Consider the following 24,109-nt stretch of genomic DNA (forward strand, 5'->3'; position numbering starts at 1 on the left):
GCCACCCCGTGGGGCGGGGGCGGCGGTCGGTCACTCCGGCCGGGCCGCACGTCTGCGTGCAGCAGGCGAGGGGTGCTCTCGCAGTACCTGGAACACCAGGGTCTCCCCGAGGTCCGGAACGCCTGTCAGCCTGGACACATGCCGCAGCCCCACCCCCATCGGTGAACTTGGGCTGCCCCGCATGCGCGACCGTGTCGGCGCGTTCTTCCACGGCAGAAGGGACGGAGATCCATGGCGGACGACCAGTTCACCACCCACGCAGAACTTTTCGATCTGCGGGGGAAGTACGCCCTCGTCACCGGCGGCACCCGGGGAATCGGGCTGATGACAGCGCGCGGCCTGCTCCAGGCGGGCGCCCGCGTCGTCATCAGCTCACGCGACGCGGACGCGTGCGCGGAGGCACAGCGCCTCCTGTCCGCCTTCGGCGACGTCCGAGCGATCCCCGCCGACCTGTCCAGGCACGACGAGTGCCGACGCCTCGCCGACCTCGTCCAGGCCGACTCGGAACGCCTGGACATCCTCGTCAACAACGCGGGGGCGATGTGGCGCGAGCCGCTGGAGACGTTCCCGGACGAGGCCTGGGACGCGGTGATCGACCTCAACCTCAAGGCGCCGTTCCGGCTGGTGCAGGCGCTGCTCCCGGCACTCCGCAGGGCGGGCACCGCCGATGACCCCGCGCGGATCATCAACATCGGCAGCATCGCCGCCCTTCACGTCGCCGAGGCGCCCACCTACTCGTACGCAGCCAGCAAAGCGGCACTCCACCAACTCACCCGCGTGCTCGCCCGAGAGCTGGGCCCACAGCACATCACGGTGAACGCGGTGGCGCCGGGAGTGTTCCCGTCACGGATGACGGCGTCCACGATCGATGCCGTCGGCGGCACGATCGCGGCGGCGGCCCCGCTGCGCCGGCTCGGCCGCGACGACGACATGGCGGGTGTCGCCGTGTTCCTCGCCAGCCGGGCCGGGGCCTACCTCACGGGCACCGTCATCCCGGTGGACGGCGGCATCGCGACGACCGCAACGGGCACCCCTCCGGCCGCGGTACGGGCTTAGGGTGACGGGATGGCCACGATGGATCCACGCACCGAGATCCGGGAGTTCCTCAGCTCGCGCCGCGCCCGCATCGCACCCGCGCAGGCGGGCCTGCCCGCCTACGGCGGCAACCGTCGGGTCAAAGGACTGCGCCGCGAGGAGGTGGCGCTACTCGCGGGGGTGTCGGTCGACTACTACGCGCGAATGGAGCGCGGCAGCCTCGCCGGCGCCTCCGACGGTGTGCTCGACGCGTTGGCCTCCGCCCTGCAACTCGACGAGGCCGAGCGCGACCACCTGTTCCACCTCGCGCGCCGATCCGCGGTGCCCGGCGGCCCACGCCGACGCAGGCCTGCCGTGACGGTGCGCTCGACGCTGCAACAGGTGCTCGACGCGATCTCCGGTGCGCCGGCCTGGATCGGCAACGGCCGCTACGACGTGCTCGCCATGAACCAACTCGCCCGCGCGCTCTACTCACCGGTGCTGGCCGACCCACGACGGCCCGCGAACACGGCGCGGTTCGTCTACCTGAACCCCGAGGCGGCCAGAGAGCTCTTCGTCGACTACGACCAGATCGCCGGTGCCGTGGCCGCGAAGCTGCGCATGGAAGCCGGCCGCAATCCGCACGACGAGGAGCTGATCGCCCTCGTCGGCGAACTGTCGACGTCCAGCGAGCTGTTCCGGCAGCGGTGGGCATCCCAGGACGTGCGGCTGCACCGGTCCGGCCGCAAGCGAGTGCGCCATCCGATCGTGGGCCGGCTCGACCTGGACGTCGAGACCCTGGAACTGCCCGCCGAACCCGGCCTGCACCTCAACGTCTACACCGCACCCGCGGGCACACCGACCGCCGACAACCTGACGCTCCTGGCGTCGTGGGCGGCCACCCGACAGGCGACGGCGGCCGAGCTCGAAGCGCGCAACGGACAGACCGATCAATGTCACAACGACCACTAACTCGCTGGTTGGATCCGCTCGCTGGATCCGCTCGTCGGCAGGACCGTCGGTCGGCCGGCTCGATCAGGTGCTCCATACTGTGCGGGCCGGGCAGGACGAGAGAACGGGGAGGGCCTTCGTGGTAACCGCTGAGGATGTCGAACGATGCTTCGGTCCCGCCCGGGGTTACTCGGACGTGGAGGCGTGGACGGCCATCGAGGAGGTGGCCGGGGAACTGCCGTCGGAGTACAAGCGGTTCGTCGCCGCCTACGGTCCCGGCGTGGTCGGGAACTTCCTGTCGGTGTTGCACCCGCAAGCGCCCGAGTACACCATGCTCGATCTGATGAACGCGATGGGACCGCTGTACCAGGCGCTGGTGCCGGACAGGATTCCGTACGACCTCTACCCCCGTGAGCGCGGGATGGTGCTGTGGGCCAACACCCAGGAAGGCGACGCCTGCTTCCTGATCCCCCGTGCGGACGGCTCCTGGGGGATCGGCGTCTGGTTCCGCCAGTGGGCTGCCTGGGAGGAGTTCGACCAGGACGTCCCCAGCTGGTTGGTCGGTCAGGTCGACGGGGACCTGGAGATCCCCGGCCTGCCACTCCGTGTGCGTGGAGGTTTCACCCCGGAGGCCTGAGCGGCGGGCCGGGGACGCCGCGCTGATCAAGGCAGTCCAGCAGTGCGGTCGGAGTCCGCGGCCGGCGTTCCGGAGTCGTCGGCGGACGGGCGAACTCGCCGATCGTGCCTTGGCGCCTGCGGTGTGGACTCCTTGTTTCCCTCTCCGGCGACCTGGCCACCGGCGGTCGTCCCGGCTTGCTCAGTTTGTCGTTCAACGAGCTCGTCGGGCGAGACCGGAGAGGGATTCCGTCGGCCAGCAGAGCCAGTACAAAAGTCGATTCAGCACCACGTAGTAGTGGAAGCTGACCCGTCCGTTCTCTTTGTCGACGATCAGGGGTGCGCCGTCCCGGTAGACGTAGCGGAGGTACCGGCGGCGGATCGGTGCTCCGGCGATCAGCAACACGGGCGAGGCCGCGAGGATTCCTGCGTAGATCAGGGCCCTGCTGGTGATCAGCCTTGCCGGTTCGTCGATACGCATGACGGCAGTGTGTCGGGCCTTGGCCGTCGTGTCAGCCTGATCGTCGGGGGTTGGTTCCCTTCTGATGATGGGCGGGCCGCGCGTATGCCTCGCCGGTGGCGAGGGCTCCGCCCGTCTTCGGGGAGGGCAGCGGGCCGCTGGTTCTTCGAGCCCAGCGGCCCGCCGGGGCCCGGGGTGACTGAGGCCCGGATCAGGGTGTGGTGGGGCCCGGGGCGAAGTACTCGTGGAGCATCTCGGTGGTCCAGGCGGGCTGGTGGGTGTCGCCGCGGGGGCCGAACTCCTCGAACCAGGGCTTGACCTCGAGGATCGGAGTGCCGTCGACGGCGTCCAGGTCCTCCACGTGCAGGTCCAGGCCGTCGACCTTGAGGAGCCGGCAGCGGGAGGAGCCGAGCCAGTTGACGCGCCGCATGTTCCGGTGGCCGAAGACGCCGACCTCGGGCCACTGCGGGTTGTCGCGTGGGCGGCGGGCGCCGAAGTTCAGGTCGGTCGGGTCGGTGAGGTGGAAGCGGAAGATCACATCGAGGTGGGAGAATGCCTCCAGCCCCTTCGTGGCCTCCGGTGGGAAGCGGTCGCCGTCGAGCCGGATGACGGCGCGGGTGCCTCCCCAGTAGTCGTCGGTGGGCTCGGTGCGACCCCCCACCACGTACCCGAGTGCCTCCACGGTGAAGACTTCGGTCACTGTGTTTCCCCTCCTGTGAACGGACCGCGCCAGGTCAGCGGGTCAGGCGGTGGCCGCCAGGTAGTCGGCGGCGCGCCGGTCGACGGCGTTGATGACCGGGACCTTGCGGCCACGGTAGGCGGACAGCGCTCCGCGGATCTGCAGGGCGACGTCGCGGGTGCGGGCGGAGCGCACGCTCTGCATCGCGTCCAGCGATCGCGCCCAGATCGCGCAGGCTTCTTCGACGGAGTGCTGCTGGGCCTTCACGAGTCCGAGGTGGCCGAGGGTGACGGCGTGGGTGCGGGTGAACGCGGAGGCCTTGCGGGTCGCGACGCTGCGCTCGAACTCCCGGGCCGCGCCGTTCAGGTCGCCGATGTCCCGCAGGGCCGACGCCGTTTCATGGGCCAGGGATGCCTCGCCGAAGAAGAAGACCCGGGCCGGTTCGTCGTCACCGGGGGAGGCCGCGGACAGGTCACGCTCGGCCTGGAGCAGCGCGGCGTTCGCCTCGGGGGCGCGTCCGGCGGCGGCGAGTGCGCGGGCGTGGACGACGCCGAGGAGGGAGCGCTCGCGTGGGCTCGCCAGTGCGTACCGGGCGCCGGACATGGAGGCTTCCGAGACCCTGACGGCGTGGCCCGGCTTTCCGAGGTCGACCGCCTGGTGGGCCATGGCGCGCAGGACGTGGGCGGCCATGGCGGGATCGTCGGCCTCGGCCGCCAGCTTCACGGCGACGGTGTAGTAGTGCTGGGCGGTGGGGTGCTCGCCGTTGTCGAAGGCCGTCCATCCGGCCAGGTAGGCGAGTTCGGAGGCCGCGGAGAACATGTCGCGTCGCACCTGGTCGGAGGCGAAGGTGCCGCGGAGGAAGTCGTGGACGTCGGTGAGGAGGTACTGGGCGACCGCCGTGCGGCCGTGTCCGCCGCCGCGGCGCTGGTCGAGCTGGGAGAACAGCCCGGTCATCTCCCGCACGGCCTCCACATCGGCCTGGCCGGCGCGGTGCCGGCTGGTGTCGCGGCTGCCGGTGCGGGCCATGTGCTCCCACCAGCTGCTGGGTGGGACGGTCAATGCCGCGAGCGAGTACGGGAGGGTGCGGAGGAGCTGTCTGCGTTCCACGTCAACGTCGATCCGTCCAAGAGCCGCCAGGGCTTTCAGCGTATCCAAGTCCCAGTCCCGAAGATCCGGTTCCTCCTCGCCGAGTCCCATCGCGGCCAGGGTGACGTCCCGGTTCAGCCACCTGGTGAGGACTTCCGCGAGGTACTGCGGGAGGTTGCCGGACGGGGTCCAGCCGTAGCGGACCCACTGGGTGACGGATGATCGACTCGGCCGCGCGGGGTCGTCGTGGGCGGCCGCGACCGCGCACAGGGCCCGGGCGAGGGCTTCGTTGGGTCGACCGGATTCACGGATGAGCTGGCCCAACCGTTCGTTGGGCTGACGAGTACGCCCCATCGGGGTCTCCCTGGCGGTGCCGCTAAACACGTTAAACAGCGGACGGTCGCCAACACCTTACTCCTAGCGACCATGAACGGTTTCCTGTATCAGCAAGGCCGTTTCAGGCCGTACGACATGCCCTGGCACCCGACCCGAGTGAGTGAGGCGCCCCTCATGGAGCCGAGACCACACACCGTCACGATGAGGTTCCCCGCGGAACTGGCGCAGATCGGCGCCGTTCGCCGTTGGGTCACGAAGCAGCTGCCGATGTTCGGCCTGTGTCTGACCGATCAGCGGGTGGAGGACGCCCGGCTGGTGATGTCCGAGATCGCGGCCAACGCCGTGGTGCACGGCTGCGACGGGGGCCGGTCGGACGTGGAGCTGACTGCCGCTCTGCGCCTCTCCCCGACCGGGGTGCTGCGGATGTCCGTCGCCGACCCCGGGCCCGGTAGGCCCGAGCCCCGGAAGGCGGGGGAGGGTGCCACCAGCGGCAGGGGTCTGCTGCTGGTGGCCGGGGTGGTCGACCGGTTCGGCGTCGATGAGGGGCCGGACGGCAAGGTGGTGTGGGCCGAACTCGACCTGCCCGATGCGGCGCGGCCCGTCCCCGCATCGGTCGCGGGTAGGCAGGTCGAGTCGCAGGTCGTGGTGGGGTGCACCGGCGCCGCCGTGCGGGTTGGGCGGCACCGGTCCGCTGCTGGTGTGCGGCCCGGTCGGCAGTCGGAGCTCGACCGGATACCGGCGGCGTAACCACCCCATCCGCCCATCGACTTCGTACCGGAGGACTGCGCCGTGAGCGTCGGACCGCGCACCAGAACGCTGACCAGGATCACCAGTGAGGGCCGCAGGTACGAGGTCGCGTCCGCCTACGCGGCCCTGACCCAGGTCTGCGCCGACACCGGCGACAACCCCGCCCAGGCCGAGCTGGTCGGCGAACACCCGCACCACACCTGGTGGTTGCCCGCCTCGAACGCGCTCGCCCTCGTGGATGCCGACGCGGACGAGGCAGGGGCCCTGCTGCGCGGCGCCCGGCTGCTCCACGAGCACCGGGTCGCCGCCGTGGCCCCGTACTACGACCAGGTCCGGATCGCCCTCGGACGCGCGGTCACCTTCTGGCGCAGCCCCGGGCACCCACTGCGCGACGTCGCCGCGAGCGCGCGGCTCACCGAAACCCGTGCCGGCCGCCGGTCACCACCTCAGGAGGCCGGCACCACCACCTTCCGATCCGCAACGATGTTGGACAGGAGCATGGCCTTGATGCCCCAGAACACCCGAAGGGACAAACCGAGTTGAACACCTACTCCACCATCCCCGCCGGCGTCCGGCCCGTCCGGGTCCTCGACGCCGCCGCCCTCCTGCTCGTAGAGGCCCCCGTCCCCGCGCTGGCCGCCGAACACCAGGCGGCCGTGGACCGCGTCTGGGAGAAGGCGGTGAGCGCACAGCCCTCGCTGTTCGACGGTCCGGCCGTGGTGTGCACGGCCCTGGAAGCGGACGGTCCCGCGGTGCGGCTGTCCTGGGCGCGGACCACCTACCGGCGCTTCGCGTTGCGGCGGGTGCCCGGCGCCCCGCTCGTCTCGTCGGTGTTCGTGACCGTGGCCCAGCCCGTTCAGGACGGCCGGATCGTCGTCGGGCGGATGTCCGCCTCGACCGCCGCACCGGGGCGCTGGCAGCTGCCGGGCGGCAACGTCGAACCCCCGCTCCAGGACCGGGTCCTGGACGAGGGCGAGCTGCGGCGCCAGGCCGCGAAGGAGCTCGCCGAGGAAGTCGGTTTCGACACGGCTCCGGACGGGCTCGTGCGACTGGCGGTCACCGTCGGGGAGCACGGCAACGTCGGCGTGCACTACCTCGCGCCGCCGCTGCCCGAGCAGGGTCTCCTCGGCGGGTACGCCACCCTGGTAGACGCCGAGGTCGCGCAGGGCCGCGCCGCCGAGCTGGACCAGCTCGCCCTGCTGGCCTGTCCCGGCGACCTGGCCCGGCTTGACGGGGAGCACGTCGACTACCTGGCGCCCCTGCTGGAGCACTACGCCGTCCAGCGGTCCGGGAGGACCGATGAGTGAGCCCGGCCCGGCCAGCGCGACCACCACGGAGGAGGCGGCGGCGCGTGAACTGCGTGCCGCCGAGCTCTCCGTTTTTCCGACCTTCCCGATGGCCCGGCAGCTCCCTGGCCTGACGCTGGAAACGGCGTACCGCATCCAGCAGCACGGCACGGCCCTGCGGACCGCCGCCGGTGGCAGGCCGGTCGGGCACAAGATCGGCCTGACCTCGGTCGCCATGCAGCAGCAGATGGGCGTCAGCGAGCCCGACTCCGGCGTCCTGCTCGCCGACATGGAAGTCGCCTGTGGGGGCGGACTCTCCACCACGCGGCTGATCGCCCCCCGCGTCGAAGCGGAGATCGCCTTCCGGCTCGGCACCGACCTCACCGGGGACGACATCGGCCTCGGCGCCGCCCAGGCCGCGGTGTCCGAGGTGTTCCTGGCCCTGGAGGTCATCGACACCCGCTACGGCGACTGGCGGATCGGCCTCGAGGACAGCGTCGCCGACAACGCCTCCGCCGCCCGCTTCGTTCTCGGGCCCGCGTCGCCCGCCGAAGACCTGCCGGACCTCGGCGCCGCTCTCGTCGAGGTCCGCGTCGACGGCGAGCACGCCGCGGCCGGCCACGGCCGCGACGTCCTCGGGGACCCGCTCCGCCCCCTGCTGTGGCTCGCCCGGCGCCTGGCCACCCTCGGAGGCGCCCTGCGCGCCGGGGACGTGGTCCTGCCCGGCTCGGTGCACGCCAGCATCCCCCTCACCGCCGCGACGACGGTCAGCGCCTCCTGCGCCGGCCTTGCCCCGGTCTGCTTCCGGGCGTTGTGACGCCCGCGATCCCGTCCACCCTCGTTCTCCTCTGGGGAGAAGCATGTCCGAGCACCCCGTGCTGAACGTCGCCGTCCTCGGGGCCGGTCTCATCGGCGTCGACCTGCTGCACAAGATCCACCGGTCTCCGTACCTGGACTGCGGCCTCGTCGTCGGCCGCAGCCCGAGCATCGGGCTGGCGCGGGCCGCCGAGATGGGCCTTGCCACCACGGACGGCGGCGCGGCGGCCCTGCTGGACTCCGGGAAGACCTTCGACCTGGTCTTCGACGCGTCCAACGCCGACTCCCACGCCGAGTACTGGCGGCTGCTGGAGCCCACCGGGGCCGTGTGCATCGACCTCACCCCGCACAACAGCGGCACCCCGGCGGTGCCCACCGTCAACGGTGCCCAGGCACTGACCGACCGGCACATCAGCCTGATCAGCTGCGGTGGCCAGGCGGCCGTCCCCGTCCTGCACGCCCTCGCCCGGCACCGGACGCCCGCCTTCGTGGAGGTGGTGTGCACCGGCGCCAGCCGCAGCGCGGGGCGCGCGACCCGCCTGAACCTGGACGAGTACATCGCGACCACGCAGGACGCCGTGCGCGCCTTCACCGGGACACCGGAGGCGAAGGTGATGGTCAACGTCACCCCCGCCCTGCCGCCGCCGCCGTTCCGCGTCCACATGACGGTCCTGGCCCCGGACGTCGACCCGCACGTGGTGCGCGACCTCGTCGAGGCCGCCGCCGCCCAGGTACGCCGGTTCGCGCCCGGCTACCGGGTGACCGACTTCGAGGCGACCCGCGAGAGCATCGGCGTCACCGTCGAGGTGTCCGCGAGCGGCGGCCGCCTGCCCGAGCACGCCGGGAACCTCGACATCATCAACGCCGCGGCAATCCATCTGGCCGACCTGCGCGCCACCTCCCTGCTCACGGAAGGAACCCGAGCATGACCACGTCCATGCCCGCCGTGCTGGTCCACGACCCGACCCTGCGCGACGGCCACCACGCCGTCGGGCACCAGCTCGACGCCGACCAGCTGCGCGACTACGCGGCGGCCGCCGACCGGGCCGGCGTGCCCGTGGTCGAGGTCGGCCACGGCAACGGTCTCGGCGCCTCCTCGCTCCAGATCGGCCGCGCCAAACTCACCGACTCCCAGATGCTGGCCGCCGTCCGTGAGGCCCTGACCCGCGCCCGGATGGGCGTGTTCATGGGCCCCGGCTGGGGCACCAGCGACGACCTGCGCGGCGCGTTGCGGCATGGCGCGCAGGTGTTCCGGATCGCCGCGCACTGCACCGAGGCCGACGTCACCGAACGCCACCTCGGCTTCGTCGCCGAACACGGAGGCGAAGGCCAGGGCGTCCTGATGATGAGCCACATGGCCAGCCCCGGCCGGCTCGCCGAGCAGTGCGCCCTGATGGCCAGCTTCGGCGCGACTGCGGTGGGGATCTTCGACTCCGCCGGGTACTTCCTGCCCGAGGACGTCGCGGCGCGGATCACCGCGATCACCGAGGCCGTCGACGTGCCGGTGATCTTCCACGGGCACAACAACCTCGGCATGGCCGTCGCCAATTCGGTCGCCGCCGTGAAGGCCGGCGCCCGAATCATCGACGCCTGCGCGCGGGGTTTCGGTGCCGGGGCCGGCAACACCCAGCTGGAAGTCCTCGTCGCCGTCCTCGAACGCCTGGGCCACCCCACCGGCATCGACGTGAAGAAGGTCCTGGCCGCGGCCGACGTCGCCGAGCACCGGTTGATGAGCGCCCCGCCCTACACCGACTCGGTCGCCGTGATGAGCGGCCGCGCCGGAGTGTTCTCCGGATTCAAGAACCGCGTCCTCAAGGTCGCGGCCGCCGAGGGCGTCGACCCCGGCGACCTGTTCGACGAACTCGGCCGGCGCCACGTGATCGCCGGTCAGGAAGACCTCATCCCCCAAGCCGCCCGCCGCGTGAAGGAGCAGACCGTGAACGAGAACCCCGCCGCCCCCGTGATCGACCCCGACCTCGAAGACCTCCTGGTGTGCGAGCTGCGGGTCGACCCCGACGCGCTGGCCGCCGACGCCACCCTTGCGGCGATCGGCCTGGACTCCCTGTCCGTCATCGAGCTGGCCGTGATGCTCTCGGAGAACCTGGGCACCAAGGTCACCGAGGACGAGATCACCGACGCCCGCACGCTCGTCGGCCTCGTGCAGCTGGTCGCGTCCAAGCGCCAGGGCCGGTGACCGCGGCCATGAGCACTCTGCTCCTGCGGTCCACCCGGGCCTGGATCAGCGTCCCGGCGCCGGCCGTCAACCGGTACGACACCGCGAAGACCAGCGGCGCCCACGTCGCCCTGGTCGACCTCGAGGACTTCGTCGCCCCCGCCAAGAAGCAGCACGCCAGGATGATCGCCGAGCGGTTCTTCGACAACCAGGCCACGAGCCCGTGCCTGCTCGGGGTGCGGATCAACGCCCCCGTGCTCCTCGACGGGATCAAGGACCTGGCCGCCATGTCCGGCTGGCGCGCCAAGCCCGCCGTCGTGCTCGTGCCGAAGGTCGAGTCCGCGCGGGACATCGAGCTGGTGGCCGGCGCCCTGGGCACCGCCGACTACCGGCCCTTCCTGTTCGCGCTGATCGAGACGCCCCGCGCCATCGAGAAGCTCCCCTCGATCGTGAGGGCGCCCAGGATCTCCGGGCTGGTGTTCGGGACTGCGGACTACGCCGCCGCCCTCGGCTGCGGGATGGGCTGGGAGCCGATGCTCCACGCCCGCTCCGTCGTCGCCAACAGCGCGGCCTCCGCCGGCCTGGCCGCGATCGACTCGCCCTACTTCCAGATGGACGACCCGGACGGCCTGCGGGTGGAAGCCGAACGCGCCAAGGCGCTCGGCTTCCACGGCAAGGGCGCCATCCACACCGGGCAGCTCCCGGTCATCACCGAGCTGTTCACGCCCTCGGAAGAGGAGATCGCCCACGCCCGCGCGGTCGTCGCCGCCGCCCAGGACAGCGGCAGCAACATCACCTCCGTCGGCGGCCAGATGGTCGGGCGCCCGTTCTTCACCATGGCCCGCTCCGTCCTGGAGGCGGCCGGCACCCGAGAGGAGCCCGCCCGGTGAGCACCGCTTCCCTGCCGCCCGGCTACCGCGAGATCGACGCCCACCGGATCCGCGAGGTCGTCGGTCCCGGCTACCACGACCTCACCGAAGGGCTGCTCATCGAGCACCGGCCCGGTCGTACGATCACCGACACCGACAACACGCTGATCACCACGCTGTCCGGGAACACCGCGCCGATCCACCTGGACGCCCACTACGCCGCCAAGACCCCGTGGGGCCGGATCCTGGTGTGCAGTGGCGTCACGCTCACCTACGTGGCCGGGATGACGGTGCGGGCGGTCAGCGGCCTGACCCCGGCCAACCTCGGCCTGGACGACGTGCGCTTCGAGAACCCCGTCTTCGTCGGCGACACCCTCTACGCCGAGACCGAGGTGATCGGCCGCCGCGCGTCCAGGAGCCGCCCCGGCGAGGGCATCGTGACCTGCCGCACCGCCGGCCTCAACCAGGACGGCAAGCGGGTCGTCGGCTTCACCCGGACCTTCCTCGTGCCCACCGACCCGGACGCCGTCCGCGGCCCGGCCAACTACTAGGAGGCGCCGCGATGGAGGACGACATCGCCTTCGTGCAGGCCGACGACGGCCTCACCCAGGAGTACGACGAGCTGGCCGCCCGCTCCTTCGGTCACCCGGTCGGCGACATCACCCACCTGCGCGGCCACGCCGACGTCCGTGTCGCCGTGCGCGCCGGCCGGGTCGTCGCCGGAGGCCTGGGCATCCTCACCTCCCAGTTCTTCGGCGGCACCGCGGTGCCCACCGCGTGCCTGGCCGTCGGGAGCGTGGCCCCGGAGGAACGCGGCGCCCGCCTCGCGGCCCGCATGGTCCACGAGCGGCTGCGGCCCCTGCGCGAGCGCGGCGCGGTGATCTCCACCATCTCCACGATCTCCAACGGCTACGCGCGCCGCATGGGTTGGGAGGCTCCCGTCCCGGTGTTCGGCTGGGCGGTCAGCCCCGACGACCTCAAGCGCTCCTTCCCCACCGGGGACCTCGACATCGAGCACGGCCTCACCAAGGACGCCCTCGACCTCCAGCAGGAACTCGCCCGGCAGTGGAACGGCCCCGTCCAGCGCCCCGACTGGTGGTCGACGTGGACGACCGCGAAGAACGCGCTGACCACCTACCGCTTCACCCGCCCCGGCGAACCGGTGGCAGGCTGGGTCTCGCTCACGACCAAGCGCGGCGACCGGCACGGCATGGAGCTGGTGGTCCACGACTTCTGGTCCTCCGACCCGGACTGCGCGGCCGCGATGCTGGCCTTCCTGGGCCGGCACAACAGCCGCGCCCAGACCGTGCAGTTCCGGCGCGGCGCGCTGCCGCCCTACCCGCTGCTGCTGCACAACCTCCACCGCCACCGGGTGGTCGCCGACGCCTGGCACCCCTGGATGCTGCGCATCCTCGACGTCCAGGCCGCCCTGCGGCTGCGCGGGTGGCCGGCCGACCTCGACCTGGAGATCCCGGTGGAGATCGGCGACGAGCGGCCCGGCTCCAGCCACCGCTACCTGCTGCGGATCTGCGCGGGGTCGGCCGACCTCACACCGGTACGCACTGACGGCGCCGTGGCGTTCACCCGAGGCCAGTTCGCCGTCTGGTACGCAGGCGGCTACCGCAGCCCCGCCGCGGCCCGCCTGTCCGGCGTCCGCACCCGCTGCGAGAAGGCGCTGACCACGCTCGTGCGGGCCACCAGCGGCCAGGAACCATGGCTTCCCGAGCACTTCTGACACCCGCAGAGTCGAGCTCCTCCCGACCGCGCCGGGCGCGGAAATCCTCCGCGGTCAACGCCGGATCGTCCGCGTCCCGCGTCCGGCCGCCGATCGCCTGTGACACAGCGTGGGTCCCAGGCCATGCATCCGACGACCACCCGATCAGGAGAAGCACCTGATGGCCACCACCGTCACGTTCAGCGGCGAGGCGACACAGCGGGCCCTGATGGACGCTTGCGCTCAGACCGGCATCGACGCCACCGGTGCCCTGCTGATTCGCGCACTGGACAACGGCATCTGGCGCCTGCCGGGCGGCATCGTCGCCCGGATCCACCAGCCCGGAACCGAGACCAGCGCACTCAACGAGATCCGTGGCGCTTACTGGCTGTACGGCAACCACATCCCCGTCCCCCTACCGCGCCGACCCGCACCCGTTACGGCTGCCGGACGCCCCGTCACATTCTGGTCAGACCTCGGCGCCGGCGGTCCCGCCAACCCGGCGCAGGCTGCCAGGATCCTGCGCGATCTCCACCGTCTTCCGACACCCACCGACTTCACCCTGCCCTCCTACAATCCCTTCGCCCGTTTCCGCGCCCAGATCGCCGCCGCCCGTACCACCCCCGGAGCGAAGGCCTGGCTCACCGAGCACGCGGCCCGACCCCGTGAGCAGTGGCTCACCCTGGACGCCCTGCGCCCTCCTCGCCACCCGCTACCTCACCCACCATCCCGGCGCCACCATCGCCCACGACGTCCTCACCTCCGCCGGCACCCGCGAGATGATCCACGAACACGGCGGCCGACTCATCCGATCCCGCGTCGGCCACTCCCACCTCAAGCACGCCATGCTCGCCACCGGAGCCGCCCTCGGCGGGGAGAGCAGCGGACATTACTACTTCGGCGACTTCTGGCACGCCGACTCCGGCCCCCTCGCCGCCCTCCACACCATCGCAGCCCTCGGACACCAACCCCTGCCCGCCTCCCGCCTGCTGAGCCCGTTCACCAGGTACGTGACCTCCGGCGAGATCAACCTGACCGTGCCCGACCCCCAAGCCACGCTCGAAACCGTGAAAGGCCACTTTGCCCACCAGGGAGACCACCTCGACGGACCGACCGTCACCTACGGTCCCGCCACTTGGTTCAACCTCCGCCCCTCCAACGTCTACCCCGTCCTGCGCCTCACCATCGAGGCACCCAGCCGACGGGACGTCGAAGACCTCCGGCAACAGGTACTCGCTCTGCTGATCCCCCTGATCCCCCTGATCCCCTGATCCCCTGATCCCGCCGCCCCGCCCCATTGGCAGGGGACCGGCCCTGCTGGTTCCGCGCGACTGCCGACAGCGCGCCCGGAAGGGCGTCCGACCCCTCCACCGTCACCCGCTCGGGTGATCCGCCGAGAGCTGGCCCCGTCCGCAGACCGAGCACGGACACTGGGGGCACCGGTACTTCCGCGTCACCCAGCCAGCTCGTACGACGCCCTCGACGCGCAGCCCCGACTCCACGACACCCGTACCCCTACGGCAGGAGTGCCATGACCTCACCCAGCACGACCACGCCGGACACCAAAACCCCACAGGGAAGTGAGAGAGCATGAGTAGCAGCACAACCACCCCGCCGCCGGTGGTCGACGTCCACGTGATCGCCCGCACCCCCGACGGAAAGATCCTGCTGTCCCAGCGCGGCGACCCCTACGGCTACGGCCGGTGGCACGCCCCCAGCAGCAAGCTCAACCTCGGCGGCCTGGCGCACCACAACTGGCCCGCCGCATAAGGGCGGGGGAGGCCTGGCGCACCCCGGCCTCCCCCGGACAACTTCGATGTGACGTGGTACCGGGCAGGGGGCGCATCGGAGAGCGGCTTCCGTGTTGATACCGGCAGTCCGGTCGGCGCCGGGAGCCTGGCGCAGTTCATGCCAGGTGCGTGTGTGACGTGGGGCGCGACGACGACCACGGCGGGTCCGCGTCCCCGTATGACATCGGGATGCGGTGATGGAGCAGGGCCGCCTGATGTGTAAGCGCAAGCGCGGGCATCGGGCTTCGCACGGCTCCAGCCGAACCTAATTGATGGAGGGTCAGGAGTCGGCCTCTGAGTCGCGCGCCCATTCCTCGCGGGGCCGCAGCTTCGCCAGGATCTGTTGGGCTTCGCTGCGGACCCCGGCGTCGGGGTCCGTTGCCAGCTCTCGGTACTGCTTGATCAGCCGGTCCGCGCCTTCGGTCGTCATCCATTCGGGGTTGCAGTCCAGGGCAGCACCGAGATGGTCCACCGAGTCGTAGTTGCCCGCCTGGCTGTAGGCCAGCAGGACGTGGCGCAGGCCGATGGTGTCTTTGCGTTCGAGCAATGCCTCGGCCGTTTCCTGGATGACCCAAGTGTCCTGGGCGTCCAGGAGAAGGCGGTGGATGACGTCCGCCGCTTCCTCGGTCCTGTCCGAACCCGCGAGCTGCCGCCCAGCCGCCCCGCGGACGGACCAGGCCGGCGAGTCCGCATCCTGAATCGCGGTGCTCAGTTCTTGATCGTCCAGGGGCGCCATGCCCCCAGCCTGCCACGGAATGCGTTGATGGCCGGGAGATTTTCGCTGCCCTGACTGCTGCGTTGCCCCGGTCTGCGCGAGGCGGTATGACTCGGTGCCGGTCTCGATGGTTGTGCCGTTGAGGGTCGGCTGATCGACGATCGCCGCGCAGAGCCGAGGGTCGGTGGAGGTCTTGGTCCAGACTCCAAACGACAGCTGCGAATTTCTGCTGGACGGGTGTTAGTTCGTCCGTCTCGTGTTCGAACAGGGAACGTCTTTCACGGCCGGTGTCCGCGTTGGCTGGTGCGGGGGCGATGGCGAGTACGGCATGGCGGACACCGCCGTCCTTGAGGTGGCGGTCTCGCAGGACCGACGGTCAGTGCGGTGTCCCTGCGGAACCCCCTGAGGCCTCGTAGGCCTCGCGGGTGGATGCGGGGATCCGTCCGCGGTCGTTCACGATGAGGCCGTGGGCGTGGGCCCATCGGCGTATCGCCTCGTCCTCGGGGCGGGGTTCGTCGTGCTTGAGGGGGCGGGCGGGTGCGCCGGGGCCGCTCCAGTCTCCGGTGCTGACGCCTTCCAGTAGATCCGCCGCCTGGTGGAAGTAGGCGGACAGCGAGGCGTACACCCCTTCCTCCGGCATGGACGCCTCGGCCCACGTTCCGATCGTTCCGTTGGTCGTGTCCAGGAACGTCCCGTAGAAGCCGTCGCTCTCGGCGGCGATCGGCAGCCACTCCTGGCGCCAGAGCGGGTAGTCGGGGTCCTCCGGCGGGTCCGTCCTCTCCAAGGCCAGCTGCCGGAGGTAGACCCGCTGGATGTCCTCCAGGCCGAGCAGGAGGTGGTACCCGCCGGGCAGGGGCACGTCGCACCCCCGCTGCACCAGGGTCTCCCGGCGATCGGTGCGCTCGTCGGCATCCACGTCGTGCGCCAGGAGCCACTGCCGTACCTGCGACGGCAGTTCCAGGCCCATGTGGAGTTCGGCCCGGTCGATGGCCTCCTGGTTCCCCGGACCGCCGAGGGTGGCGAAGACCTCGGGGTCGTTCCGCTCGATCCATGTGGCCACCCGGGCCCACGCCTCCCGGACGTCCTCTGCCTGGCCCATCGGAGTGCCCTTCGTGTGCGACGGCTGCTGAACACGCATGGGAGAACCGTAGGGGTGGCCACTGACAAGGACGCCCGGCCCGGGGGTCGGGATGGCCTTCACGCCTTGGGCGACTGGTAGATGGCGGCGGCCATCGCTCCCAGGTGCTTGTTGGCCCTGAGTGCGAGGTCGATGGCGACGCTCACGGAGTCGCTGGGCACGGGGATGTTGTTCACGTAGATCGCGAAGGCGTAGCGGTGGCCGTCCTTCGCGTCGATGTAGCCGGCGAGCGCCTTCGTGCCGAGGGCCAGCTTGCCCTGGTAGGAGCTGACCAGGGTGCCGGTCTTCGCGCGGATGTGTCCTGCGGCGGGATCGGTGTGCTCGATGACGTCGGCGAGCGAACCGTCGACGCCCATGCTCGGCATGGAGTCGTAGAAGACGTCGAAGTCGTCCTGTCGTGCCAGCTGCCGCAGCAGCGCCACCTGGGCGGTCGGTGTCGCCTTGTCGTCGGGGAGGCCCTGGGCATCGACGAGGCTCACCGCATGCGGATCCACACCTGAGCGGGTGAGGAACTCCTTCTCGATCCGCATGCCGTCCGCGTAGGTTCGTTGCCCGTTGTGTGCCGCCATCAGCGGCGGCAGGAGGTTCGCCCCGAGATTGTGGCTGACCTTGTTGATCAGCTTCGCGTACTCCTTGAAGGGCGGAGAGGTATAGGTCGCCGATACGGGCAGCGAGTTCACTCCCGCCGGCGGAGGAAGCCTGCCGTCGGGGTTAGCTCCCAGCGCGGGGGCGGATACGCTGACGCCGTTTCTGGCGAGTGCCTCGATGAGGACGGTGCGGGCGAACGCCGCCGGGTCGGGGACCTGGTAGGTCGTCACGAAGGGGGCCTTCGCGTCCGCGGGGACGGAGCCTCGGACCCGGATGTGACCGGGGCTCACGCTTTCGGTCGTCACCGTCGGCTTGGTTCCGGCGGGTGTGGTCGTCACCTGCGCGTCGACGTCGAAGGCGGCCGTCTTCGGGCGCCAGTCGGCCTTGGCCGGCTCGCCGGGTGCGCCCGGCGTGATGAGCACGTCGATCAGGTTGTCGTTGACGACGGTCGGGGTGACCGGCAGCCCGCCGATCGACACCGGGTCCCAGAGCCGGTTGTCGATCACCACGTCGCCGTCGACGTGGCGGACTCCACTGGCCGCGACCTGTCGGGCCAGTTCGTCGACACCCGCCAGCGGATCCTCTCCGGTGACGGTCGCCATGCCGGGGACGGCGTTGGCGTCGTAGTGGTCGAAGTCGGGGACGTCCAGTCCGCCTGACGGGGTGGTCCGCCCGCCGAGTGCCAGATCGCCGCTCCCGACCAGGATGAGGTCGCCGGAGAGCCGACCGTCCGCGGAGACCGTACCCGAGTGCACCACGGGTGTACGGAAGCGGTGGTCGTCACCCAGGACGTCGAGCGCAGCGCTGACCGCGAAGGTCTTGGCCGTCGAACCGGTCATGAACTGGGAGTCGGCGCCCTTGGATTGGACGACCTTCCCCGTTTGCAGATCGGCGACCTGCAGGCCCCACCGGCCCGACGACCACGGCGCGGTACTCATGAGCCTCTGCAGATCGGCGCTCACCCGTGTGGCACCCGGTGCCGGAGCGGCTGGGTTGTCCGTGGTGTCGGGGGAGCACGCCGTCATCGCCACGGCGGCCGTCATCGAGGCGGCCAGCGCCAGGGCGGTACGCCGCCGTGCCCGAGGTGTCCTGGTTCCGGCGGGGGAGTTGCTCGACATTCGTTATTCGTTCTTTCCTGTTCGACTTTCGCGCTCGATCGAGCGCTTCCGGCCCTGGCCGAGGGCGATGCTGCCGTTGCGGCTGTTCCCGTACGTCGGTTCACGAGCGCAGGGCCCGGACCGCGACCGTGCGCGACGCCCGGGCCGCCTGGAGGACCAGCGCGAGGCAGGTGGTGACCAGCGTCCCGGCGGCGAGTGCCCCGAGCGTGGCCCAGGGGAGGCCCGCCAGGACGCGGACGACGTCGGTCCGGGCGCCCAAGGCGATGGTGAGGCTCGACACGGCGACGAACAGCGCGCCGAAGACGATCGCCGTCCCCGCGTAGATCGCCCCCTCGTAGACCATCGACCGGGTGACCACGCCCGGCCGCGCACCGGCCACCGTCACGACGGCGGAGTCACGGGCGCGCTCCCGCCCGACGAGGGCGATCACGGCGAGGCCCCCGACCCAGGACACGACGAAGACCCAGCCCAGCACGACCAGGATGTCGTCCAGCCCGGCGCTGCCTCCGGGCATGACCTCCCCCATCACCAGGAAGAGGCCGACGAACGACAGGGAGAGCGCGAAGGGCAGCACCGTGGTGACGCTCCTCGCCGCGCGGGCCCGGCACGACTGCACGGCAAGGTGCCAGGCGACGCCGCGCGAGGGCACCAGCGCCGTCCAGAGCTTCATCAGCGGGGTGAGCACCCACGGCCCCATCAGCAGCAGCAGGCAGACGAGGAAGAGGTTCCCGGCGAACGCGAAGGCCGTCCGCTGGGCGAGCCCGCCCTTGAGGTCGAGGCCCAGGCCGGGGATCCACATCCCGACCACGCCGGCGAGCAGGCACAGGGCGAGGCCGCCGCGGGCCACGCCGGGCCGTGCCGGGGGATCGGAGACGTCCCGGAAGGCGTGCATCTCCGGCGTCCTGGCGGCCCGCCGGGTGACGCCCCAGCCGCCGAGCAGGCACGGAACCAGTCCGCAGAGCACGCTCACGCCGACGTACCAGAACCGGAACCCGACCGAGGCCCCGTGCAGTTCGAGTCCCGTCCCCTTCCACTGCGCGAGGGTGACACCCGCGACCAGCAGGGCGAGCGGTGCGGCCAGCGCGCCGGCCACCGCGCCCAGCACCACCGTCTCCGTCCGCAGGACGAACCTGACCCGGTGGCGCGGAATCCCGAGGATCACCCACAGGGCGTGCTCGCGCCGCTGGGTCGTCAGCGTCAGACCGACCGCGGAGGCGACGATGCCCACGGCGGCGAGCACGGTGAAGAAGACGATGTTGCCGCCGAGGGCGATCGACGCGGAGACCATCCGTGCGTCACCCGCCGCCCGCGCCGCCGAGACGGCGGTGAACATCGCGATGGCCGAGCCCGCCGAGCACGCCGCGCCGACCGTGGCGCACAGGAGCGTCCACCACCACATCGACGCCTGCCGGCGGATGTCCGACAGCACGAGCCGGATCACGACTGCTCCCCGCCCGCCTCGTCCGCCGACTGCGCGGCGAGGACGGCGTCGCCCACCGCGCGGGAGTCGCCACCGGGGATGACGGCGTGGACCCGCCCGGACCCCATCACCACGACCTGGTCGGCCCGTGCGGCCGCATGGGGGTCGTGGGTGACCATGAGGACGGTGCTCCCCTGCGCGGGGAGCGCCTGCAGCCAGTCGAGCACCACATGACCCGACTTGAGGTCGAGCGCACCCGTCGGCTCGTCGGCGAAGACGATCCGCGGCCGGTTCGCCAGCACCCGGGCCACCGCGACGCGCTGGCGCTCGCCGCCGGAGAGGCGGTCGGGGCGTCGCCGCGCGTGCTTGGCGATGCCGAGCCGCGCCATGGCGTCCTCGACCCGAGCCCTGGGCACCCGGCGGCCGGCGAGCCGCGCCGGCAGGGCGATGTTGTCCTCGACCGTCAGCGAGCTGACGAGGTTGTACTCCTGGAAGACGAAGCCGATGTTCTCGCTGCGGAACGCGGCCTGCTTGCGGGGGCTGAGCGAGCGGACGTCCGTCCCGAGGATCTCGACGGACCCCGCGGTCGCCGGCTCCAGCCCGGCCGTGCAGAGCAGGAGCGTCGACTTGCCCGAACCGGAGGGGCCGACGACGGCGGTCAGCCGGCCTTCGGGAATCTCCAGGTCGATGTCGTGCAGGACGCGCGTCGTCTCGCCCCGGCGGCCGGGAATGGGGAATTCCGTCCGAAGGCCGTGCAGACGAATGCACGGCACGGGAGTGGTAGTGGCAGTGGTAGTGGAAAATGGCATGAATCAAGGAAAGCAGGGCCGGGCAGTGGAGCGCACGGGAGCCTGCACTGCTGTCGGAAGTAGACCTGGATCTACCGCCCGACCGATCCGAACTGTGCGAAAATATTGATCATGGCGCAGATTCGTGTTGCCCGGAGACTGCTGACCGAATTCGTCGCAGCGGCCGCCTTTCCGATTCTCCTGATTTCCGTTCTCGCTGCGCCGGTCTCGGTTCCGGTGGTGGCCGAACTGGACCGCTCCAGGGCGCAGTGGTGCGGAGTCCGGACGATGCCGCTGCGACCCGCCGACCGCAGCTGGCCGCAGTGGGTCGCCGGTCGGCTGCGGACACGGTCGGTGTGGCGGACCGACCTCCCGGTGTTCGTCACCGCGGCGCTCCTGTCCGCGCTCTCGCTGTTGGTGGGCTTCTTCGGATTCTTCGGCGCGCTGGCACTGGTCTTCTCCCCCGTCCTCTGGGGTTTCGGCATCGCCGCGGAAGTCGGCCCGTTCACCCCGGCCGCCCTGTGGGAAACCCTCGTGGCGGTGCCCGCGGGATTCGCCCTCGGTGCGGTCACCGTGGGCGCGCTGGCCGGCGTCTCCCTGCTCCGCGACCTGTTCCTGCGGGCCTTCGCGGGGAGCCGCAACCCCGACCTGCTCGCGAAACTGGAGGAACTCCGCGTCAGCCGGGCCTCGCTGACGGCGGCCTTCGAGAACGAGCGCCGGCGCATCGAGCGCGACCTGCACGACGGCGCCCAGCAGGAACTCGTCGCGCTCGTCATGCGCCTGGGAATCCTGGAAGCCGCGGCGACGGCCACCGACCAGGAACGGATCGTCCAGCTGGCCCGCCAGGCCCAGGCCCAGGCCGAGCGCGCGCTCGAACGGCTGAGGGAGACGGTGCGCGACATCCACCCCAGCGAACTGAGCGATCTCGGTCTCGTCGCCGCCGTCCGGGAACTGGTGGCCAGATCACCGTTGCAGGTCGAACTGACCAGCACCGGTACGGACGCCCGGCTCTCCTCGCCGATCGCCGCGGCCGTGTACTTCACGGTCTCTGAGGCCCTGACGAACATCGCCAAGCACGCGGGCGTCGGCCGCGCCCGGATCGAGCTGCGGTGCACCGAGGGCGGCGTCCGCGTCCGGGTGGGCGACGACGGCGCCGGCGGCGCGCGGATCAGCACCGGATCCGGGCTCTCCGGGCTGCGTGAGCGGATGCGGAGCGTCGGTGGGAACCTCGAAATCATCAGCCCGCCGGGCGGCGGAACGGAGGTCGTGGCATCCGCCCCGGCCCAACCCCCGTGGTGACGGAATTCGACGAAGGAATTCGACCGGGAAAAGCGATGGGAAATCGATTGTGAGAATCATCCTGGCGGACGACAGTCTGCTGATTCGCGCCGGAATCCGGGAGATCCTGGTTTCCAGCGCCCATGACGTGATCCGCGAATGCGAGGACGCCGACGAACTGGTCGCCGCCGTCGACGAACTCGCCGCCGCCGGAGCCGCCCCCGACCTGGTGATCACGGACGTCCGCATGCCGCCCGGGAACACCGACGACGGACTCCGGGCCGCGATCGACATCCGGTCGCGGCACCAGGACCTGCCGGTCCTGGTCCTCTCCGCCTACGTCACGGGCCCGTACGTGCGCGAACTCCTGAACGGCCCGGGCGCCGACGGGGCGGTCGGCTACCTGCTCAAGGAGAAGGTGGGCAGAGTGGCGGACTTCCTGCGGGCCGTCGAGACGGTCTCCGACGGCGGAGTGGTGATCGACCCCGAGGTGGTTCGCCACGTCACCCGCGCCGACCCGCCCCGGGGCCCGCTCGCCAGGCTCACGACCCGCGAACAGGAGGTGCTCGCCCTCATGGCCGAAGGCCGCTCCAACGCGGAGATCGCGGCGGAGCTGTTCCTCTCGGGCGCCGCCGTGGCCAAACACGTGGGGAACGTCTTCCTGAAACTCGGCATGCCCTCCGGCGAGGACAACCGCCGGGTGAAGGCCATCCTGACCTGGTTCGCATACAACTAGGACTTCGACGCCGTTGCGCGTGGCGCGGCGCCGTCGTCGGTTTGCGGAGGTCGTGGGTGGTCAGCCGTAGGGGATGACGGCGAGGGGGCAGTGGACGTGGTGGATGGCGGCGTGGGCGACGGGGCCGAGGTGGTGGTGGCGGAGGGGGAGGTGGCGCAGGCGGCGGCCGAGGACGAGGAGGCGGGCGGTGGCGGCCGCGTCGACGAGTTCGACGGCGGGCTTGCCGCGGACCAGGTCGGTGGTGACCTCGACGTCGGGGTGGCGGCTCCGGAGCGGGGCCAGGGCGGAGGTGAGGCCGTCCCGTTCGACGCCGGAGACCTCGCGCTCCAGGCCGCCGATGGCGTCGAAGGCCATGTACTCGCTGCCGGCCGGCGGGGACCAGACGTGGACGACGCGTAGGGGAGCGGAGCGCAGGGCGGCGGCCCGGAACGCGAACTCCAGCACCTCCTCGGCGGGGTGGGTCAGGTCGAGGCCGACGGTGACCGGGCCGTCCGGTTCGTCCTGGTCGGCGCGGACCAGGACGACCGGGCAGGCGGAGCGGCGCAGCACCTCCTGGCTGACCGAGCCGACCAGGAAGCCGCGCAGGGTGCCGAGCCCGCGGGAGCCGAGGACGAGGAGGGCGGCGCGGTGCGAGGCGGCCTCCAGGGCCTCGACCGGATCGGCGGACACGGCGGCGGAGGCGACGGGGAGGCCTGGCACCAGGGCGGTCAGTGCTGACTCGCGCTCGGCGAGGTGGGCCAGGGCGCGGTGGTAGGTCTGGTCGCTGCCGACCACGTCCCGCTTGGGCCAGGGCCAGGCCTCCAGGACCTCCAGGGGGACGGCGCGGCGCTGCGCCTCGTGGGCGGCCCACTCGGTGGCGGTGAGGCTCTCGAGGGAGCCGTCGAAACCGACGACCACCGGGCCGGTGGGGCCGGTGGCGCCGGTGGCGCTGGGGTCGACGGGGCCGGGGCCGGTGGCGCCGGCCGGCGGGGGTTCGGACACGGGGAGCTCCTCGGGTTCCGCGGCGCGGGGAGGGCCGTACCCGGCCGCCGGGGCCGCCTCAGGACTGCGACCCCAGTATCGGCGGTGGGTGGGGACGGCACCTCCCGGGGCGCTCAGGCCTGCTGCGGGGCCGGGTCCGAGAGGGCCGGGTCCGAGGGGGTCGGGTCCGAGGGGGTCGGGTCCGAGGGGGTCGGGTCCGAGAGGGGCGGGAGGAAGCCGTCGGCGAGGGGTTCGCCGGTCAGGGCGGCGTCGACCCGGGCGTGGATGTGGGCGAGGGTGGTGGGGCAGGTGAGCGGCTGGTCGCGGTGGCAGTTGAGCATGTGGGTCAGGACGGCCGCGGCGTGCTCCAGGCGGCGGGCGCGGGCCAGCATCCCGGCGCGCTGGGCCTCCAGCAGGGCCCGGCGTTCGGCGGCCTGTGCGGTGGCGAGGACGGCGCTGGTGCCGGCCACCGGGATCATGCCGTCCACGTGCCAGAGCTGGACCAGGGCGAGGCGTTCCAGGGCCGCGCGGTCGTAGTAGCGGACCCGGCCGCGGCGGGTGGTGGGGGTGACCAGGCCGCACTCCTCGTAGTAGCGCAGGGCGGGGACGGAGAGGCCGAAGGCCGCCGAGACCTCGGTGATGGAGTGGAGGTCGGACATCCGTGGTTCCTTTCCGGGCTCGCCGCTTGCGCAGTCGCTCGCACCGCCCGCTCGCACTGTCCGCTTGCACCGCCCGCTTGCACTCAAGCGCACTTGAGCGAGAACGCTTAGGCAAGCCTAACTTCCGTGATGCGAAGGGTATCCGCCCATGCCTTCTCCGACCGCCGCAACGG

26 protein-coding genes and 3 pseudogenes are annotated in these 24,109 nt (G+C 71.6%); 17 read left to right on the forward strand and 12 right to left on the reverse strand.

The annotated features are described in order from the left end of the window. Positions 1 to 231: 231 nt before the first annotated feature. From ACFXOZ_RS06650 to ACFXOZ_RS06660, 3 genes are all read left to right on the forward strand, one after another. Positions 232 to 1,056 (forward strand): SDR family oxidoreductase, encoded by an 825-nt coding sequence (locus tag ACFXOZ_RS06650; protein ID WP_380587977.1) that lies wholly within the window; start codon positions 232 to 234, stop codon positions 1,054 to 1,056. Positions 1,057 to 1,065: 9 nt separating this feature from the next. Then, positions 1,066 to 1,986 carry a helix-turn-helix transcriptional regulator gene (locus ACFXOZ_RS06655; protein ID WP_380587980.1) on the forward strand — a complete coding sequence of 307 codons (921 nt, stop codon included), beginning with the start codon at positions 1,066 to 1,068 and terminating at the stop codon, positions 1,984 to 1,986. 175 nt (positions 1,987 to 2,161) lie between these two features. Beyond that, on the forward strand, positions 2,162 to 2,602 hold the full coding sequence (locus ACFXOZ_RS06660; protein WP_380525719.1) for a hypothetical protein: 441 nt from the start codon (positions 2,162 to 2,164) through the stop codon (positions 2,600 to 2,602). 192 nt (positions 2,603 to 2,794) lie between these two features. Here the strand turns inward: ACFXOZ_RS06660 and ACFXOZ_RS06665 are convergent, their stop codons facing one another. The 3 genes from ACFXOZ_RS06665 to ACFXOZ_RS06675 all read right to left on the reverse strand — a co-directional run bounded on the left by ACFXOZ_RS06665 (position 2,795) and on the right by ACFXOZ_RS06675 (position 5,159). Further along, complete coding sequence (locus ACFXOZ_RS06665; RefSeq protein WP_380587983.1) at positions 2,795 to 3,061, reverse strand: hypothetical protein; 267 nt, start codon at positions 3,059 to 3,061, stop codon at positions 2,795 to 2,797. A 190-nt stretch (positions 3,062 to 3,251) separates the two neighbouring features. Continuing rightward, positions 3,252 to 3,740: an SAM-dependent methyltransferase gene (locus ACFXOZ_RS06670; protein WP_380587986.1), complete on the reverse strand. Its 489-nt coding sequence runs from the start codon at positions 3,738 to 3,740 to the stop codon at positions 3,252 to 3,254. A 42-nt stretch (positions 3,741 to 3,782) separates the two neighbouring features. Continuing rightward, the gene (locus tag ACFXOZ_RS06675; protein ID WP_380587989.1) at positions 3,783 to 5,159 is read right to left on the reverse strand and encodes a Tat pathway signal protein; all 1,377 of its coding nucleotides are present in this window, start codon (positions 5,157 to 5,159) and stop codon (positions 3,783 to 3,785) included. 183 nt (positions 5,160 to 5,342) lie between these two features. Between ACFXOZ_RS06675 and ACFXOZ_RS06680 the strand changes: the two genes are divergently transcribed. The 12 genes and pseudogenes from ACFXOZ_RS06680 (at position 5,343) to ACFXOZ_RS06735 (ending at position 14,516) form a co-directional block, all read left to right on the forward strand. Further along, positions 5,343 to 5,888, forward strand: coding sequence for an ATP-binding protein (locus ACFXOZ_RS06680; protein WP_380528816.1), 546 nt, complete (start codon positions 5,343 to 5,345; stop codon positions 5,886 to 5,888). A gap of 42 nt (positions 5,889 to 5,930) precedes the next feature. Next, positions 5,931 to 6,431: a hypothetical protein gene (locus ACFXOZ_RS06685; protein WP_380587992.1), complete on the forward strand. Its 501-nt coding sequence runs from the start codon at positions 5,931 to 5,933 to the stop codon at positions 6,429 to 6,431. After that, on the forward strand, positions 6,428 to 7,195 hold the full coding sequence (locus tag ACFXOZ_RS06690; RefSeq protein WP_380528820.1) for an NUDIX hydrolase: 768 nt from the start codon (positions 6,428 to 6,430) through the stop codon (positions 7,193 to 7,195). The genes ACFXOZ_RS06685 and ACFXOZ_RS06690 overlap by 4 nt, the downstream gene beginning before the upstream one ends. Then, entirely contained in the window at positions 7,188 to 7,991 is an 804-nt protein-coding gene (locus ACFXOZ_RS06695) for a 2-keto-4-pentenoate hydratase (protein WP_380587995.1), read from the forward strand. Before ACFXOZ_RS06690 ends, ACFXOZ_RS06695 begins: the two co-directional genes overlap by 8 nt. 43 nt (positions 7,992 to 8,034) lie before the next feature. Beyond that, a complete protein-coding gene (locus ACFXOZ_RS06700; RefSeq protein WP_380587997.1) occupies positions 8,035 to 8,919 on the forward strand; it encodes an acetylating acetaldehyde dehydrogenase in 885 nt (294 codons plus the stop codon). Between the two features lie 8 nt (positions 8,920 to 8,927). Next, positions 8,928 to 9,917: pseudogene (gene dmpG / locus ACFXOZ_RS06705) on the forward strand (4-hydroxy-2-oxovalerate aldolase); the annotation flags it as partial. Positions 9,918 to 9,980: 63 nt separating this feature from the next. After that, on the forward strand, positions 9,981 to 10,184 hold the full coding sequence (locus ACFXOZ_RS06710) for an acyl carrier protein (RefSeq protein WP_380588196.1): 204 nt from the start codon (positions 9,981 to 9,983) through the stop codon (positions 10,182 to 10,184). Positions 10,185 to 10,192: 8 nt separating this feature from the next. After that, entirely contained in the window at positions 10,193 to 11,053 is an 861-nt protein-coding gene (locus ACFXOZ_RS06715) for an HpcH/HpaI aldolase/citrate lyase family protein (RefSeq protein WP_380588000.1), read from the forward strand. Continuing rightward, the gene (locus ACFXOZ_RS06720; protein ID WP_380588003.1) at positions 11,050 to 11,583 is read left to right on the forward strand and encodes a MaoC family dehydratase; all 534 of its coding nucleotides are present in this window, start codon (positions 11,050 to 11,052) and stop codon (positions 11,581 to 11,583) included. The genes ACFXOZ_RS06715 and ACFXOZ_RS06720 overlap by 4 nt, the downstream gene beginning before the upstream one ends. An 11-nt stretch (positions 11,584 to 11,594) precedes the next feature. Continuing rightward, the gene (gene eis / locus ACFXOZ_RS06725) at positions 11,595 to 12,767 is read left to right on the forward strand and encodes an enhanced intracellular survival protein Eis (RefSeq protein ID WP_380588006.1); all 1,173 of its coding nucleotides are present in this window, start codon (positions 11,595 to 11,597) and stop codon (positions 12,765 to 12,767) included. 644 nt (positions 12,768 to 13,411) lie between these two features. Continuing rightward, complete coding sequence (locus ACFXOZ_RS06730) at positions 13,412 to 14,017, forward strand: hypothetical protein (RefSeq protein ID WP_380588009.1); 606 nt, start codon at positions 13,412 to 13,414, stop codon at positions 14,015 to 14,017. Positions 14,018 to 14,336: 319 nt separating this feature from the next. After that, entirely contained in the window at positions 14,337 to 14,516 is a 180-nt protein-coding gene (locus ACFXOZ_RS06735; protein WP_380528832.1) for a hypothetical protein, read from the forward strand. Positions 14,517 to 14,816: 300 nt separating this feature from the next. Here ACFXOZ_RS06735 and ACFXOZ_RS06740 read toward each other — a convergent pair whose 3' ends face one another. The 7 genes and pseudogenes from ACFXOZ_RS06740 to ACFXOZ_RS06770 all read right to left on the reverse strand — a co-directional run bounded on the left by ACFXOZ_RS06740 (position 14,817) and on the right by ACFXOZ_RS06770 (position 20,288). Further along, positions 14,817 to 15,272 (reverse strand): hypothetical protein, encoded by a 456-nt coding sequence (locus ACFXOZ_RS06740; protein ID WP_380528834.1) that lies wholly within the window; start codon positions 15,270 to 15,272, stop codon positions 14,817 to 14,819. A gap of 63 nt (positions 15,273 to 15,335) precedes the next feature. Then, positions 15,336 to 15,473: pseudogene (locus tag ACFXOZ_RS06745) on the reverse strand (AAA family ATPase); the annotation flags it as partial. A gap of 154 nt (positions 15,474 to 15,627) precedes the next feature. Further along, positions 15,628 to 15,891 carry a histone-like nucleoid-structuring protein Lsr2 gene (locus tag ACFXOZ_RS06750; RefSeq protein ID WP_380528873.1) on the reverse strand — a complete coding sequence of 88 codons (264 nt, stop codon included), beginning with the start codon at positions 15,889 to 15,891 and terminating at the stop codon, positions 15,628 to 15,630. Continuing rightward, positions 15,865 to 16,389: pseudogene (locus tag ACFXOZ_RS06755) on the reverse strand (SMI1/KNR4 family protein); the annotation flags it as partial. The gene ACFXOZ_RS06750 and the pseudogene ACFXOZ_RS06755, both read right to left, overlap by 27 nt. 59 nt (positions 16,390 to 16,448) lie before the next feature. Then, on the reverse strand, positions 16,449 to 17,939 hold the full coding sequence (gene dacB / locus ACFXOZ_RS06760) for a D-alanyl-D-alanine carboxypeptidase/D-alanyl-D-alanine-endopeptidase (RefSeq protein ID WP_380588012.1): 1,491 nt from the start codon (positions 17,937 to 17,939) through the stop codon (positions 16,449 to 16,451). A 256-nt stretch (positions 17,940 to 18,195) separates the two neighbouring features. Continuing rightward, entirely contained in the window at positions 18,196 to 19,536 is a 1,341-nt protein-coding gene (locus ACFXOZ_RS06765; protein ID WP_380528837.1) for an FtsX-like permease family protein, read from the reverse strand. Further along, complete coding sequence (locus ACFXOZ_RS06770) at positions 19,533 to 20,288, reverse strand: ABC transporter ATP-binding protein (RefSeq protein WP_380588015.1); 756 nt, start codon at positions 20,286 to 20,288, stop codon at positions 19,533 to 19,535. The genes ACFXOZ_RS06765 and ACFXOZ_RS06770 overlap by 4 nt, the downstream gene beginning before the upstream one ends. 303 nt (positions 20,289 to 20,591) lie before the next feature. On the opposite strand from ACFXOZ_RS06770, the gene ACFXOZ_RS06775 reads away from it, so the two are divergent. Next, positions 20,592 to 21,602, forward strand: a complete 1,011-nt coding sequence (locus tag ACFXOZ_RS06775) for a sensor histidine kinase (RefSeq protein WP_380588018.1) — start codon at positions 20,592 to 20,594, stop codon at positions 21,600 to 21,602. Positions 21,603 to 21,651: 49 nt separating this feature from the next. Beyond that, positions 21,652 to 22,317, forward strand: coding sequence for a response regulator (locus ACFXOZ_RS06780; protein WP_380588021.1), 666 nt, complete (start codon positions 21,652 to 21,654; stop codon positions 22,315 to 22,317). A gap of 60 nt (positions 22,318 to 22,377) precedes the next feature. Here ACFXOZ_RS06780 and ACFXOZ_RS06785 read toward each other — a convergent pair whose 3' ends face one another. Then, positions 22,378 to 23,298 (reverse strand): universal stress protein, encoded by a 921-nt coding sequence (locus tag ACFXOZ_RS06785; RefSeq protein WP_380588024.1) that lies wholly within the window; start codon positions 23,296 to 23,298, stop codon positions 22,378 to 22,380. Between the two features lie 113 nt (positions 23,299 to 23,411). Beyond that, positions 23,412 to 23,936 (reverse strand): MerR family transcriptional regulator, encoded by a 525-nt coding sequence (locus tag ACFXOZ_RS06790; protein WP_380588027.1) that lies wholly within the window; start codon positions 23,934 to 23,936, stop codon positions 23,412 to 23,414. Positions 23,937 to 24,109 lie beyond the last annotated feature (173 nt).

Origin of the sequence: Kitasatospora sp. NPDC059160 (assembly GCF_042755465.1) — a bacterium.
In the GTDB taxonomy this organism is placed as follows: Bacteria; Actinomycetota; Actinomycetes; order Streptomycetales; family Streptomycetaceae; genus Kitasatospora.